At 64.4% G+C, this 14,929-nt stretch carries 11 protein-coding genes and 1 CRISPR repeat array; of the genes, 5 read left to right on the top strand and 6 right to left on the bottom strand.

The features are described 5' to 3' along the window. The first annotated feature begins 4 nt into the window (after positions 1 to 4). Positions 5 to 571 (top strand): type I-F CRISPR-associated endoribonuclease Cas6/Csy4, encoded by a 567-nt coding sequence (cas6f, locus tag AB5I84_RS09415; RefSeq protein ID WP_369455600.1) that lies wholly within the window; start codon positions 5 to 7, stop codon positions 569 to 571. A 128-nt stretch (positions 572 to 699) separates the two neighbouring features. Continuing rightward, positions 700 to 3,072: a CRISPR direct-repeat array (repeat unit 28 nt; unit sequence GTTCGCTGCCGCGCAGGCAGCTCAGAAA). A 125-nt stretch (positions 3,073 to 3,197) separates the two neighbouring features. On the opposite strand, the gene AB5I84_RS09410 is transcribed toward cas6f, so the two are convergent. From AB5I84_RS09410 to AB5I84_RS09385, 6 genes are read right to left on the bottom strand one after another with little or no spacing between them, the layout of a single operon-like run. Next, complete coding sequence (locus AB5I84_RS09410) at positions 3,198 to 4,013, bottom strand: HpcH/HpaI aldolase/citrate lyase family protein (protein ID WP_369455599.1); 816 nt, start codon at positions 4,011 to 4,013, stop codon at positions 3,198 to 3,200. A gap of 1 nt (position 4,014) precedes the next feature. After that, on the bottom strand, positions 4,015 to 5,202 hold the full coding sequence (locus AB5I84_RS09405) for a CaiB/BaiF CoA transferase family protein (protein WP_369455598.1): 1,188 nt from the start codon (positions 5,200 to 5,202) through the stop codon (positions 4,015 to 4,017). 11 nt (positions 5,203 to 5,213) lie between these two features. Beyond that, positions 5,214 to 6,563 carry an MmgE/PrpD family protein gene (locus tag AB5I84_RS09400; RefSeq protein WP_369455597.1) on the bottom strand — a complete coding sequence of 450 codons (1,350 nt, stop codon included), beginning with the start codon at positions 6,561 to 6,563 and terminating at the stop codon, positions 5,214 to 5,216. Positions 6,564 to 6,572: 9 nt separating this feature from the next. Continuing rightward, entirely contained in the window at positions 6,573 to 7,742 is a 1,170-nt protein-coding gene (locus tag AB5I84_RS09395; RefSeq protein ID WP_369455596.1) for an acyl-CoA dehydrogenase family protein, read from the bottom strand. Then, positions 7,742 to 8,566, bottom strand: a complete 825-nt coding sequence (locus AB5I84_RS09390; protein WP_369455595.1) for an HTD2 family dehydratase — start codon at positions 8,564 to 8,566, stop codon at positions 7,742 to 7,744. Before AB5I84_RS09390 ends, AB5I84_RS09395 begins: the two co-directional genes overlap by 1 nt. Continuing rightward, positions 8,563 to 9,723 (bottom strand): CaiB/BaiF CoA transferase family protein, encoded by a 1,161-nt coding sequence (locus AB5I84_RS09385; RefSeq protein ID WP_369455594.1) that lies wholly within the window; start codon positions 9,721 to 9,723, stop codon positions 8,563 to 8,565. Before AB5I84_RS09385 ends, AB5I84_RS09390 begins: the two co-directional genes overlap by 4 nt. A gap of 690 nt (positions 9,724 to 10,413) precedes the next feature. Here AB5I84_RS09385 and AB5I84_RS09380 point away from each other — a divergent pair. From AB5I84_RS09380 to AB5I84_RS09365, 4 genes are all read left to right on the top strand, one after another. Next, on the top strand, positions 10,414 to 10,860 hold the full coding sequence (locus AB5I84_RS09380) for a tripartite tricarboxylate transporter TctB family protein (RefSeq protein ID WP_369455593.1): 447 nt from the start codon (positions 10,414 to 10,416) through the stop codon (positions 10,858 to 10,860). A 3-nt stretch (positions 10,861 to 10,863) separates the two neighbouring features. After that, positions 10,864 to 12,384: a tripartite tricarboxylate transporter permease gene (locus tag AB5I84_RS09375; protein WP_369455592.1), complete on the top strand. Its 1,521-nt coding sequence runs from the start codon at positions 10,864 to 10,866 to the stop codon at positions 12,382 to 12,384. Between the two features lie 72 nt (positions 12,385 to 12,456). Continuing rightward, positions 12,457 to 13,503, top strand: coding sequence for an AraC family transcriptional regulator (locus AB5I84_RS09370; RefSeq protein WP_369455591.1), 1,047 nt, complete (start codon positions 12,457 to 12,459; stop codon positions 13,501 to 13,503). Between the two features lie 225 nt (positions 13,504 to 13,728). Continuing rightward, on the top strand, positions 13,729 to 14,919 hold the full coding sequence (locus tag AB5I84_RS09365; RefSeq protein WP_369455590.1) for a lipid-transfer protein: 1,191 nt from the start codon (positions 13,729 to 13,731) through the stop codon (positions 14,917 to 14,919). The last annotated feature ends 10 nt before the right edge of the window (positions 14,920 to 14,929 follow it).

Raw genomic sequence — 14,929 nt, 5'->3', positions numbered from 1 at the left:
CGGCATGACAACCCATTATCTGGATCTCAAGGTCATGCCAGACCCGGAAACCAGCGGCACGCAGTTGCTGGGTGCTTTGTACGGCCGGCTGCACCAGCTATTGGTGCAACAGCGCTGGGACGACGTGGGCGTCAGTTTTCCTAGGCATAGCTTGCAACCGCGCTCGCTGGGACAGGTGCTGCGGCTGCATGGCAGTGAAGCTCGGTTGCGCCAGATGGCAGCGATGGATTGGCTTAAAGCCCTGCGCGATCACGTGCAAGCCACAGATATTGCGGCGGTGCCTGACGGCTGCAAACATCGCACCGTCCGTCGCCAGCAATTCAAGACTAATGCTGAACGTCTCCGCCGTCGTCGCATGCGCAGGAAGGGCGAAACCGCCGAAGCCGCCGCAGAGGCGATTCCGTACAGCATCGAGCGGCGCCCGACGCTGCCGTATGTCCACCTACGTAGCCAAAGCACCGGCCAGTCGTTTTGCCTGTTTATCCATCATGGCGCCCTGCAAGACCAGCCCACCAGCGGAGTGTTCAACAGCTATGGGTTGGGCGGGGAGGGCAGTGTGCCGTGGTTCTGACCCTTTTTTTGGGCGCCCTGTGAAGATCCCTAATATCAATGGGTTATCGCAGCGATGTTAAAAAGGGGTAGGGCCTAAATTCTATAGGAATTAAAGATTAATCAGTCTGTTAGTCAGTTTTAGCTCTAGTTCGCTGCCGCGCAGGCAGCTCAGAAAATACTGGCCGGGGTGTGGGCGAGCAGCCCACGGTTCGCTGCCGCGCAGGCAGCTCAGAAATAAACAACGCTCAGCAGGCATTCAAGCTCTACGTTCGCTGCCGCGCAGGCAGCTCAGAAAGGGAGGCAGCCGGGGCAGGCGATGAAACCACCGTTCGCTGCCGCGCAGGCAGCTCAGAAACGCAAGATCGCCAACGAGCACTACTACTACGTGTTCGCTGCCGCGCAGGCAGCTCAGAAATGTGCCGTGTCAGGTTCCAGTCGTCGATGTAGGTTCGCTGCCGCGCAGGCAGCTCAGAAACTAGGGTTACTGACACCCAAGTCGGACAGCTCGTTCGCTGCCGCGCAGGCAGCTCAGAAACATCCACTCAACAAACGCTGCCCAATCCCCGGCGTTCGCTGCCGCGCAGGCAGCTCAGAAAAAGCGGTGGCCGGGGGCAGCCCCGGAGCCGTCGTTCGCTGCCGCGCAGGCAGCTCAGAAAAGCGCTGCCGTCAGCCGTCACTCAATCCCCCGGTTCGCTGCCGCGCAGGCAGCTCAGAAAAGCATGTCCAAGCAAGCCAAAGTGTCCCGAAAAGTTCGCTGCCGCGCAGGCAGCTCAGAAAAGCGCTGCCGTCAGCCGTCACTCAATCCCCCGGTTCGCTGCCGCGCAGGCAGCTCAGAAAAGCATGTCCAACCAAGCCTAAGTGTCCCGAAAAGTTCGCTGCCGCGCAGGCAGCTCAGAAAAGCGCGTCAGCACCGGCGAGCGCTGCCCTTTCGTTCGCTGCCGCGCAGGCAGCTCAGAAAAGGGAAATGCGCAGCGGGGGAATATGGAACAGGTTCGCTGCCGCGCAGGCAGCTCAGAAAGATAGCGCCCGCGATCAACACTGGATCAAGGGGTTCGCTGCCGCGCAGGCAGCTCAGAAACGCGATCGGGGGAAGTCCGGTACACGACAGCTGTTCGCTGCCGCGCAGGCAGCTCAGAAATGTTCGACGCCTCCAACTACGACGGCATCCTCGTTCGCTGCCGCGCAGGCAGCTCAGAAACGCACCCAGCCGGCGCCCGCTTCGTAAGCCTCGTTCGCTGCCGCGCAGGCAGCTCAGAAACGCGCCGCACCACCTGCGAGCGCGGCCCTTTCGTTCGCTGCCGCGCAGGCAGCTCAGAAACGCGCCGCACCACCTGCGAGCGCGGCCCTTTCGTTCGCTGCCGCGCAGGCAGCTCAGAAACGCACCCAGCCGGCGCCCGCTTCGTAAGCCTTGTTCGCTGCCGCGCAGGCAGCTCAGAAACTACAGCCCTTCAGACGGCGCTTTCGCCGTGAGTTCGCTGCCGCGCAGGCAGCTCAGAAAGGGAGGCAGCCGGGGCAGGCGATGAAACCACCGGTCGCTGCCGCGCAGGCAGCTCAGAAAGGGTGGGAGCCGGGGCAGGCGATGAAACCACCGGTCGCTGCCGCGCAGGCAGCTCAGAAAGGGTGGGAGCCGGGGCAGGCGATGAAACCACCGGTCGCTGCCGCGCAGGCAGCTCAGAAAGGGTGGGAGCCGGGGCAGGCGATGAAACCACCGGTCGCTGCCGCGCAGGCAGCTCAGAAAGGGAGGCAGCCGGGGCAGGCGATGAAACCACCGTTCGCTGCCGCGCAGGCAGCTCAGAAAGGCAGCTCCGCCCACAGCGCGACTACGCGCCTGTTCGCTGCCGCGCAGGCAGCTCAGAAATAAACACCGCTCAGCAGGCATTCAAGCTCTACGTTCGCTGGCGCGCAGGCAGCTCAGAAAGGGAGGCAGCCGGGGCACGCGATGAAACCACCGTTCGCTGCCGCGCAGGCAGCTCAGAAAGGCAGCTGCGCCCACAGCGCGAATACGCGCCTGTTCGCTGCCGCGCAGGCAGCTCAGAAAAGTAGGTGGTCCAGGCTTGTTCGTAGCACTGCGTTCGCTGCCGCGCAGGCAGCTCAGAAAATAAGCCGTCGGCGCGGCCAACATTTTGAACCGTTCGCTGCCGCGCAGGCAGCTCAGAAAGACCGGATCGGGACAGTTCCGTTCGAGATGTTGTTCGCTGCCGCGCAGGCAGCTCAGAAAACTTAGTGCCATGGGTGGCACAAATGCCGGATGTTCGCTGCCGCGCAGGCAGCTCAGAAACACAACCCGCGCCAGCGTGACGCTGGACCCGATGTTCGCTGCCGCGCAGGCAGCTCAGAAACGGCCCGACGATTGAAACATTCGGGCTGTAACGTTCGCTGCCGCGCAGGCAGCTCAGAAACGCGGGGAATCTGAGAGCAGCGCGGAGCAGAGCGTTCGCTGTCGCGCAGGCAGCTCAGAAAGAACAAGCGGCATCAGGTCCACGCCCGGACCGGTTCGCTGCCGCACAGGCAGCTCAGAAACATCAAGGAACTAGATCATCCAGGGCTCTCTGCCGCATAGGCATTCCAAAACGCTGCTTCAGCGGATCCGATTAACGTCTTTCGCCACATCACTGCCACGTGAGGCTAGGCTGAATGGCGCCTCCTTAGTCAGCCCCCGACGCCGCTAAAATCCGCTCTGCTCGCCGTATCACCGGCGCATCTACCATGGCGCCATCGAGCTGGAACGCGGCGCCCTGATGCGCTGCTGCGCCGGCCAGTACGCGGCGGGCCCAGTCTTGGTCGGCGGGGTCAAAGCCGAAGCCTTGATGGGCGGCGTTCACTTGAGCGGGGTGGATGCAAAGCATACCGTCGAAGCCTATGTCGCGGGCGCGGCGGGCCCAGTCTTGCACCACGGTGGGGTCTTTGAATTCCGGACACACGGTTTCCAGCGGCGGCGGCAGGTCGGCGGCGCGGCTGTGCAGCACCAGTTGCAGGCGCACGCCGTCCAGTTGGGCACGGGCGCCGTCGGTGTCGGGTGTCAGGCCGAGGTCAACGCCGAGATCGAGGCCGCCGTAGCCCAGCTGGCGGACGCCGGGAGCGCTGGCAATGGCGGCCAGGTTCAGCAGGCCGCGGGCGGTTTCGATCAGCGGCAGCAGTGGGCGGTCGCAATTCAGCGCCGCCAATTCGGCGGCGGATTCGGCTTTCGGCACCATCACCCAACTCAGTTGCGGGTAGCGCCGTACCAGCGCCAGGTCGTCGGCCTGCCAAGGGCTGTCGGCGCCGTTGATGCGCACGCCGAGTGGCAGTGCCGGGTGGGCATCCAGATGCGCGGCGAGGGCGGCGCGGGCGCGGGCTTTGTCGTCCGGCGACACCGCATCTTCCAAATCCACCACCACCCGGTCAGCGCCGCTGGCGAGCGCTTTGGCAAAGCGTTCTGGGCGGCTGGCGGGCACGAACAACACTGAGCGGCTGCGGGTCATGTCAGATCACTCCTTGGCGGCCGAGGTCGGCGATGGCGCCGTCATCGTAACCGAGCTCGGCGAGGATGGCGTGGCTGTGTTGGCCGAGCGCCGGCACCGCGTCCATGCGCGGCTGCCACTGGTTGCTGGTGCCGGGCGGCAGCAGCGCCGGGATCGGGCCGCCGGGGCTGTCCACCTCCACCCAGCGCTGGCGCGCCGCCAGTTGCGGGTGCTGCCACAGTGCCGCCATGTCGTTGACGTGGGCGTTGGCAATGGTGGCAGCGTCGAGGCGGGCGATCACTTGTTCGGCGCTGAGGCGGCTGAAGCAGTCGAGAATCAGCGCGCGCAGCTGATCGCGGTGGGCGACGCGCTGGGAGTTGCTGGCAAAGCGCGGGTCGTTGGTCAGGGCCGGGTCTTCCAGCACCTGATCGCAGAACAGGGCCCATTCACGTTCGTTTTGCAGGCCCAGCATCACGGTCAGGCCGTCGCCGGTGGCAAACGGGCCGTAGGGATAGATGGTGGCGTGGGCGGCGCCGGTGCGCGGCGGCGGTGTTTGGCCTTGATAGGCGTAATAGAGCGGGTAGCTCATCCATTCGGCCAGGCTTTCCAGCATCGACACGTCGATGCGGCTGCCGAGGCCGGTGCGGCCGCGTTGCAGCAGTGCCGACAGAATGCCGGTGTAGGCGTACATGCCGGCGGCAATGTCGGCGATGGAGTTACCGGCTTTGACCATGTCGTCCGGGGTACCGGTGACCGACAGGAAACCGGCTTCGCTTTGCACCAGCAGGTCGTAGGCTTTGCGCTGTTCGTAGGGGCCGCCGGCACCGTAGCCGGAGATGTCGCACACGATCAGTTTCGGGTGCTGTTCATGCAGCGCGTCGAACGACAGCCCCATGCGCGCCGCGGCGCCGGGGGCGAGGTTTTGCACCAGCACGTCGGCCTGCGCCAGCAGCTGCGCCAGCACTTGCTGCGCGGCCGGCTGCTTGAGGTCCAGCGCCAAGCTTTCTTTGGAGCGGTTGGTCCACACAAAGTGAGAGGCCTCGCCGTGCACGCGCTCGTCATAGCGGCGGGCAAAATCGCCGACGCCGGGGCGTTCGATTTTGATCACCCGCGCGCCCAGGTCCGCCAGTTGGCGGGTACAGAACGGGGCAGCGATGGCGTGCTCAAGGCTGATGACAGTGATGCCGTCCAACGGCCGGGGCAGGCTCATGAGGCTCTCCTTCAGAATTGGCCGCGTAGGCTGGGCAGCGTGCGCAGCGCCCAGCAACGGTCGATCAGGGTGTCGGTGGTGGCGGTGTCCAGTTCGCCGGCGAATGCCACTAATCGGCGGAACTTATCTTCCAACTCGGCGCGCGACAGACCGTTGCCGGGGTCGCCCTTGGGCTCATCAATGGCGCCGCTGAGAGTGCGGCCGTCGGTGGTGACCACGGTGACACGGCCGAGCCAGCGCGCCGGATAGGCGCTGTCCACTTCGTCGCTGTGCACCATGGTGACGCGCTCGCGCACCGCCGCCACACGCGGGTCGGTGAGCGCATGGTCACGGAACTCAGTCAGCCCGGCGTTGCCGTACACCGCGATCAGGCCCAGTACCGCGCCCATGGAAAACTTCGCTTGGTGAATGCTGTGCGGCACCGTCACCCGGCCCAGCACATCGAGGGCGCCTTGGTGTACGTGGGTGGTCACTTGCGCCAGGTCATCGTGGGTCAGCCGTTCGCGTTGCATCAAGTCCAGCAGCGCATCGGCGGCCGGGTGGGTGTGGCGGCAGGAGGCGTGGAACTTGAACGAGGTTTCCAGCAGCGCCCAGCGCTCACCGAGGCGGTCATGGAGCCAGCGCGGATCAGCATCGCTGGACATGCCCGCGGCCAGTCCTTGCGGACCTTCGAGAATATTGCGTGCGCCGGTGAGGCCAGCACGGGTCAAGTAGCCGATGTTGACGCCGGTGGCGGCGGCATGGGCGGTGTGCAGTTGCTTTGAATCCGCCGCATCGCGCAGAAACTCCCACAGGCCGGCGGCTTGAGTGCCGGCGCTGCCGAGCAGGTTGGTGAAGCCGTCTTCATCCAGTTGCAGCAGGCTGCCCACCGCCACGGCGGCGGCCAGCGTGCCGACGGTGGCGGTGGTGTGGAAGGTGCGGTAGTGGGAGCGGCCCATGAATTCGCCGATGCGAATGCCGGCTTCGTAGCCGGCCACGCAGGCGCGCAAGAACTCGGCACCGCTGGCGTCAATGTCCTGCGCCACCGCCAGTGCCGCCGGGAATACCACCGTGGCCGGGTGCAGCACCGAGCTGTTGTGCAGATCGTCCTGCTCCACCACGTGGGAGGCGGCCGCATTCACCAGCGCGGCAAAATACGGCGAGCTGGTACGACCGGCGTTGATGCGTTGGCTGGGGCCGCTGGCCGGGCCCATCTGGTCGGCCAGCGCTTCAAACAGTGGGATCGGGTGCTCGTGGCGGCCGGCCAGCAGTGACGCCAGCCAGTCGAGGAACAGCTCTTCGGTGCGGTCCAGCACCTCATCCGGCAGCGTCTGCGTCGGCAGCGTGGCAAGGAAACGGACCAGGTCACGGGTGGCGTTCATGGCAGTTCCTCAGAACGAGCGCGGCAGGCCGAGCAGGTGCTCGGACACATAGGACAGGATCAGGTTGGTGGAGATCGGTGCCACCTGATACAGCCGCGTTTCGCGGAATTTACGCTCCACGTCGTACTCGCAGGCAAAGCCGAAACCGCCGTGGGTTTGCATGCAGGCGTTGGCCGCTTCCCACGACGCTTTGGCGGCCAAGTACTTGGCCATGTTGGCGGCGGCGCCGGCGGCGGAACTGCCTTGGTCGTACAGTTGGCAGGCCTGCCAGCGCATCAGGTCGGCGGCTTCCACTTCGATGTGCGCTTCGGCGATCGGGAACTGCACGCCTTGGTTCATGCCGATCGGGCGCCCGAACACCACCCGTTCATTGGCGTAGCGGCTGGCCTTGTCGATGAACCAACGGCCGTCACCGATGCACTCGGCAGCAATCAGCGTGCGCTCGGCGTTGAGGCCATCGAGGATATAGCGGAAGCCTTTGCCTTCCTCGCCGATCAGCGCGTCCGCGGGGATTTCCAAGTTGTCGAAGAACAGCTCATTGGTGATGTGGTGCACCATGTTTTCAATCGGCTGCACCGTCAGGCCGTTGCCGATTGCTTGGCGCAGGTCGACCAGGAAGATCGACATGCCGTCGGTCTTGCGCGCCACGTCGGCCAGCGGCGTGGTGCGTGCCAGCAGGATCATCAGGTCGGAATGCTGGATGCGCGAAATCCATACTTTCTGGCCGTTGATCACGTACTTGTCGCCGTGGCGCACGGCGGTGGTCTTGATCTTGGTGGTGTCGGTGCCGGCGGTGGGCTCGGTGACGCCCATTGATTGCAGCCGCAGTTCACCGCTGGCCAGCTTCGGCAGGTAGTACTGCTTTTGTGCTTCGGACCCGTTCCGCAGCAGCGTGAACATGTTGTACATCTGGCCGTGGATGGTGCCGGAGTTACCGCCGCTGCGATTCACTTCTTCCAAAATCACCGAGGCTTCCGCCAGCCCGAGGCCGGAGCCGCCGAACTGCTCGGGGATCATGGCGCCGAGCCAGCCGGCCTCGGTCATGGCTTTCACGAACGCCACCGGGAACGCTTTTTCTTGGTCCACTTGGCGCCAGTAGCTGTCGTCGTAAGCGCTGCACAGGTCCCGCACGCCGTCGCGGATGGCCGACAGTGCCTCTTGGTCGTAGTACGCATTCATCAAGGATTCTCCAAAAAGTGCAGTCGGCCGACTTGGATCGGCCCGTGGTCGTTGTCAGTGAAAATCTCGGCTTCACCCGGCGCTAACAGTCGCCCGCCGCTGCGCATCGGCCGCCCGGCGATCAGCGGGCGCAGGCCGCGAAACTGCAGGAACGTCGGCTGTGCTTGCGGATGGGCGTCAGTGAACGCTTGCAGCATCAGCGTCGCCATCAGCGGCCCCTGCACCACCAGGCCGGCATAGCCTTCTTCAGCGGTGGCGTAGGGCAGGTCGTAATGAATGCGGTGGGCATTGAAGGTGACGCCGGCATAGCGCATCAGCAGCGGCGGTTGCGGCTGGTGGTGCGCGGCCCAGTCGGCATCGGCCAGCGGCGTCGGCGTGCCGGCCACCGGTGCCGACGGGCGGCGGTAGACGATGTCCTGTTCTTCCTCGATCGCCAGCGCGCCGTGCTGCAGATAGCGGTGGCGCAGGGTCACAAACAGCAATGCGCCGCTGCGGCCCTGTTTCTCGTTGACGGCGATGATCTCGCTGTCGCGCCGGGCCGGCGTGCCGACGTGCAGCGGTTGGTGGAACCACACCCGGCTGCCGGCCCACATGCGCGGGCGACCCGGCGCCGCCGGCAGGAAGTCGCCGGTGAGCGGATGACCGTCTGGGCTCAGCTGCGCGCCGGGCGCAGGGGTTTGAAAGAACGCCCAGTGCCACAGGCCTGGCAGCGCGTCGCCGACGCCGGGCGCCGGCCGGTCGAGGGTGGCGGCGATGCGAGCGGCCAATAACGGGTCGAGCCGATCTTCGCAGTGTTCGCGGCGACCGAGAGCAGCGTCGCTCATGACACCGCTCCGCTGGCGCGCAGCGCGGCGATACGCGCCGCATCGCAGCCAAGCTCGCCGAGGATGGCATCGGTGTGCTCGCCCGGTGTGGGCGCGTGGCGGTGCTCAAAACGATGGCCGCTCATGCGCAGCGGGCTGGCCACATGGGTATGGCGGCCGTAGACCGGGTGCTCGGCCTCGAACACCTGGTCGCGCTGGCGGAACAGCGGCGTTTGTACCGCTTCATCCAGCGTCAGCATCGGGCTGACACAGCAGTCTTGGTCGGCGAACAGCTTTTCCCAGTGCGCCAACGGCGCGGCGGCAAAGCGTGCGGCAATGGCGCTGCGCAGCTTGCTGTTAGCTTCGGCGTCGCTGCTGCGGTGGTGCGCAGCCCAGCCGGATTCGTTCATCAATTCGCAAAAACGCAGCCAGAATTTTTTCTCCAGCGCGGCCACCGCCATGAAGCGGCCATCGCTGGTGCGATAAAAACCGTAGCAGGGCAGTGCGCCAGACAGCGTGTCCTTGCCCGGTGCCGGGGTGCTGCCGTGCTGGGCGCGGGCCATCAGCGGCATCACCGCATGGGCCAGAACGCCGTCAGTGATCGAGGTGTCGACGAAGCGGCCCTGGCCGGTGCGTTGGGCGTCAAATAGCGCCGCTTGGATGCCGGCCAAGGCGGTCAGCGTGCCGCCAATCAAGTCTGCCAGCGGCAGATTGGACAGCGCCGGCGTGTCGGCATCGACGCCCACTTGGTGGGCGACGCCGGACAGCGCGCAGTAATTCAGGTCATGGCCGGGGGCGTGGGCGAGAGCGCTGTCCGCGCCGTAGCCGCTGATGGAGCAATACACCAGCCGCGGATTGATGGCTGCCAGTGACGAGTAATCCAGGCCGAGACGGGCCATGGCGCCGGGGCGGAAGCCTTCCACCAGCACATCGGCATCGGCCACCAACTGGCGCAACAGTTCGCGGCCAGCGTCGTTTTTCAGGTCCAGCCGCAGCCCGCGCTTGTTGCGATTGACCTGCGCGCGCAGTTCGCCGGGGACGTAATCACCGGCACCGGTGTCCTCGATTTTGATGACGTCGGCGCCCAAGTCGGCGAGGTGCTGAGTACACAGCGGACCGGGTAACAAGCGGGTGAGATCGAGGACGCGAATGCCCGTGAGGGGCGCACGTGGGGCCATGGAGACACCTCCGGCAACAGGGTTCGGGATTGTTGTTTTCGATCGAGTCTAGGCAGCGCCCCGGGGTGAACCAATGGCGAAAGCGTTGGATTTGATTGGCGCGAACTAACAACAAATAGCCATGAACGATCAGTCAGCGGAAGGTTTGGTGGCGGCAGTTCTGCGCCGCGCTCATCAGCCGGCGGGGTGGCGATGGCGCCGGCGTTGGCCGCAGTCTGGGCCGCTGATGGCTGGCCAAAGCCGCGCCATCACTGGCTTTGCGTCTGCCAGTGCGGTGCCGCACCGGCGCCAGTGGTGGACGCGGTGGGAGAAAACAAGGATAAAAGCGTCTTTGTTTTGGCGTTTCCGCCTTCGGTGGCGGAGCTTGTGGTCGGATGCGGTGCCGACACGGCCTGACAGGTTCTGTCATGCATTTGTGGCGGAATTGGCCATTGCTGGCATCTGGACCCAGCGGTCAGTCTTTCCGGGCATCTGCGGTTCCGGGCCGGGCTACGGTTTTTGCCGGGCGAGAGCTGGAGACGACGACGCGCTTCGATGCCGGTCATCGGTGCTGGCAGCGAAGCTGACCAATGAGAATAAAAACAACGGGAGTCCAACCATGGGTTTGCTCAACAAACCGCAATGGAGGACCGCGATCCGTACCGGGTCGTGGCAAGGCGCAGGCCAACGGCAGCGCCGGGAGGTGGCGTCATGGTGAGCCGCCAGAAATTGCCTGATTTGATTGCTGCCCTGTCGGTGGTGGCACTGGGCGTGGCAGTGGTGGTCATCGGTCGCGGTTATCCGGTCGGCACCCTTAGCCGCATGGGCTCCGGTTACTTCCCGGTGATCCTCGGTGGTCTGCTGGCGCTGGTCGGCGTGGCGCTGATTTGGGAAGCGATCCGCGCCGGCGAGAGCGCATTGCAACGCATTCCGCTGCGGCCGGTGTTGATGATCGGCCTCGGGGTGCTCAGCTTCGGAGCGCTGGTAGAGCGCGCTGGCCTGGTACCGGCCACGGTAGCGCTGGTGCTGCTCAGCAGTCTGGCGGAACCGCCGCTGCGGCCGGTCAGCACCTTGGTGATTGCCGCCGTGATGTCCGCGTTGGGGGTGGCTCTGTTCATCCACGCGCTGGCATTGCCACTGAACGCATTCGGGGGCTGAGCCATGGATCTGCTGTCTAATTTTGCCCTCGGGCTGTCCACCGCCATCACCCCGGAAGCGCTGCTGTTCTGCTTTATCGGCGTCACCGTGGGCACGTTTGTCGGCGTGCTGCCTGGCATTGGCGCCATGGCCGCCATCTCGCTGGCGCTGCCGATGACCTTCCACATCGACCCCACCTACGCGCTGATTATGCTGGCGGGGATTTTCTACGGCGCCCAATACGGCGGCTCCACCGCGTCGATTCTGATGAACCTGCCGGGCTCGATTTCCAGTGCCGTGACCTGCCTTGACGGCTACCCGATGGCGCAGAAGGGCAAGGCTGGTGTGGCATTGTTCGTGACCGCCATCGCCTCGTTTATTGGTAGCTCGTTCGCCATCATCATCGTCATGTGCTTTGCCCCGGTGATTGCCGAGGCGGCGCTCGGGTTCAGCTCCTACGAGTATTTCGCGGTGATGCTGATGGGCCTGATCGCCGCCTCGACGCTGTCCACCGGCTCGCCGCTGAAAGGGCTAGCGTCGGTGGTGATCGGCGTCACGCTCGGCATTGTTGGCACCGATGTCACCACCGGTCAGTACCGTTTCACCTTCGGCCTCAATGACCTCAGTGATGGTATCAACCTGGTGGCCATCGCCATGGGCTTGTTCGGGATTTCTGAAATTGTCAGCAATATTTTGCGCAAGGGCAGTGAGCGGCCGAACATTGGTAAGGTGACGCTGCGTTCGATGTTCCCTAGCCGCGAAGAGTGGAAACTGATCCCCAAGCCGGCGGCGCGCGGCTCCATTGTGGGCAGTGCCATCGGCATCCTGCCTGGGGTCGGGCCGACGCTGTCGGCGTTCATGGCCTACCTACTGGAAAAGAAAGTGTCGCGCACGCCGGAGCGCTTTGGTCACGGGGCAGTGGAAGGCATTACTGCTCCAGAGGCGGCCAATAACGCGGCGGTGCAGGCCGGTTTCATTCCCACCCTCAGCCTCGGCATTCCCGGCGACGCCATCATGGCGCTGATGCTGGGCGCGATGCTGATCCACGGCATTGTGCCGGGGCCGCTGTTCATGACCGAATACCCGGAAATGTTCTGGGGGCTGGTGATGAGCTTCTGGATCGGCAACATCCTGCTGCTGGTGCTCAACATTCCGCTCAATGGACTGTGGGTGAAGATGCTGGCGATTCCTTACCACATCCTTTACCCGGCGATCCTGGTGTTCATCTGCATCGGCGTTTACAGCGCGCAGAACAGTGTGTTCGACGTTTATGTGGCGCTGTTCTTCGGGCTGGTGGGACTGGCCATGAATGCGGTGCGCATTCCCACCGCGCCGCTGCTGCTCGGCTTTGTGCTCGGGCCGCTGCTGGAGGAGCATTTCCGCCGTTCCATGCTGCTCTCGCGTGGCGCTTTTGATGTGTTCATGCAGCGCCCGGTGAGCGCCACCTTCTTGGTGATCACCGCCGCGCTGTTGCTGTATGCCGGCTTTGGCATGTGGCGCAACGCGCGCCGGCGCCGTCAGGCGCAGGCCGCTGCGGCGGCCTGATCTGCCGTCCGCCCCTTGCCGGGGCGCCTGTGGGCGCCCCGGTCACAAGAATGACAACGGAGGGGTTTCCAGATGTCGCTAGAGCGGGATCCTGCTACGACCAACCACACTATTTTGATTTTCCAGGTGAAGGAGATTTTGGCCGGCGCTGAGCGCCTCGGCCATGACGTGGGCAGCTTGCTCAATCGGGCCGATATTTCCCCAACACTGCTGGAATCACCGCTGTCGCGGGTGTCTCAAGCCCAATACGCGCGCCTGACGCGGGTGCTGCGCAATACACTGCGTGATGAATTCTTCGGCTTGTGCAGCCACCCGTTGCGGGTCGGTTCGTTCTCGCACATGTGCCATCGGCTGATCCAGTGCGACACCCTCGGCGAGGCAATGCGCTACGGCTTCAGTTTCTACCACATGATGATCGACGACTTTACCGCGCGGTTGTCGGTGAAAAATGACGTGGCGCGGGTGCGTATCACCCGCAGCGGCGGGGCGCCGGCGCAGGGCTGCTATGCCGAACGGCTGTTTCTGTTTTTCTCGATGGGCATTGCCTCGTGGCTGGTGGCGCGGCGCTTGCCGCTCACCCAGCTGCATTTCCTCGATATGGAGCGCAACCGCGAGCCCTACGTGAAAATGCTGTTCCAGGCGCCGGTGTCGTTTGCTACCGGCGAGCTGGGGTTTGATTTCGAAGCGCGCTGGTTGGACCTGCCAGTGGCGCAGAACAGCCTGAGTGTGCGCACCTTCCTACACCAGGCGCCATCCAGCCTGTTGGTGAAATACCGCGACCACACCAGCATTACTGAGAGGGTCCGGCGTCTGCTGCGTCGCCACCTGAGCGGCGAGATGCCCACGCTGGAAGATGTTGGTCAGGTGTTCGGTATGACGCCGCAGACGCTGCGTAGGCGTTTGGCCGACGAAGGTCATACCTATCAGGCGCTGAAAGACAGCTTACGCTGTGATGCCGCCATCGAATACCTGTCGCGGCTGGAATTATCGCTGGTGGACATTGCCGGCATGGTCGGATTTTCCGAACCCAGCACCTTTCACCGTGCGTTCAAGAAATGGACCGGATTGCCGCCGGGTGAATACCGCAGTCGCCGCCTTCAGAGCAGCGCCTACCACTGATTAATCCTGCCTTATTGCCTGCTTTCGACGCGTCCGGATTCAGTGCCGGGCGCGGCGGCGAGAGGGATCATGAATTCTGTAAATAACAAAAATAACTGAAAGGTTTCGCCAATCGGTTTGTTGGAATGCGCCATTGAGACAGCGCCGCCATAAAGCGACGCTGTAACCATCGCAGCGCCGGAAGCGGTGGCGCTGAATCCAACAATAACTATTCAGGAGCGTCCCATGAGTCAGTCCGTGCTTGTCGCCGGCGTCGGCATGATCCCCTTCACCAAACCCGGTGCCAGCGACCCTTACTCGGTCATGGGTGCCCAAGCGGCCAAGGCTGCGCTGGCGGATGCTGGCGTCGACTACAAACTGGTGCAACAAGCGTTTGTCGGCTACGTCTACGGTGATTCCACCTGCGGCCAGGCGGCGGTGTATGGGGTCGGCCTGACCGGTATTCCGGTGTTCAACGTCAACAACAACTGCGCCAGCGGCTCCACCGCACTGTTCCTCGCCCGCCAAGCGGTGGCCTCCGGTGCCATCGACTGCGCACTGGTGCTGGGCATGGAGCAAATGGTGCCGGGCGCGCTGAAAGGCGCGTTCGATGACCGTCCGTCGCCGATGGCGCGGTTCCAAGACGCCATGAGCGAGATCCAAGGCTTTGATCCGCAAGCGCCGCGCGCTGCCCAGCTGTTTGGCGGTGCCGGCCGCGACTACATCAAGCAATACGGCATTTCCAAAGACACCTTTGGCCGTATTTCGGTGAAGGCCCGCGCCCACGCTGCGAACAACCCGTACTCGGTATTCCGCGCGCCGATCACCTTGGAAGAAGTGATGGCGGCGCCCACCATTTTCGATCCGCTGACCCGTTTCCAGTGCTGCCCGCCCACCTGCGGCGCCGCTGCTGCGGTGCTGTGTTCAGACGACTTTGCCCGTCGCCACGGCCTGAGCCCGGCGGTGCGCATTGCCGCCCAGGCCATGACCACCGATACCGACAGCACCTTTGACGCCGGTGATATGCGCCAAGTGGTCGGTTACGACATGACCGCCGCTGCCGCCAAACAGGTGTACGAAGCAGCAGGCGTCGGCCCGCAGGATATTCCGGTGGTGGAACTGCATGACTGCTTCACCGCCAACGAACTGATCACCTACGAAGGCCTTGGCCTGACCGCGCCCGGCACCGCCGAGAAATTCATTCTCGACGGCGACAACACCTACGGCGGTCGGGTGGTGACCAACCCGTCCGGTGGCCTGCTGTCCAAGGGCCACCCGCTGGGCGCCACCGGTTTGGCGCAGTGCACCGAGCTGGTGTGGCAACTGCGTGGCCAAGCGGACAAGCGGCAGGTAGAGGGGGCTCGCCACGGCCTGCAACACAATCTCGGCCTCGGCGGCGCCTGTGTGGTGACGCTGTACGAGAAAGTGGGCGCCTGAGGAACCGGAC

The organism is Alcanivorax sp. REN37 (assembly GCF_041102775.1).
Classification (GTDB): domain Bacteria; phylum Pseudomonadota; class Gammaproteobacteria; order Pseudomonadales; family Alcanivoracaceae; genus Isoalcanivorax; species Isoalcanivorax beigongshangi.
The sequence above is the reverse complement of the archived record's forward strand: the minus strand, read 5'-3'. Positions and strand labels throughout refer to the sequence as shown.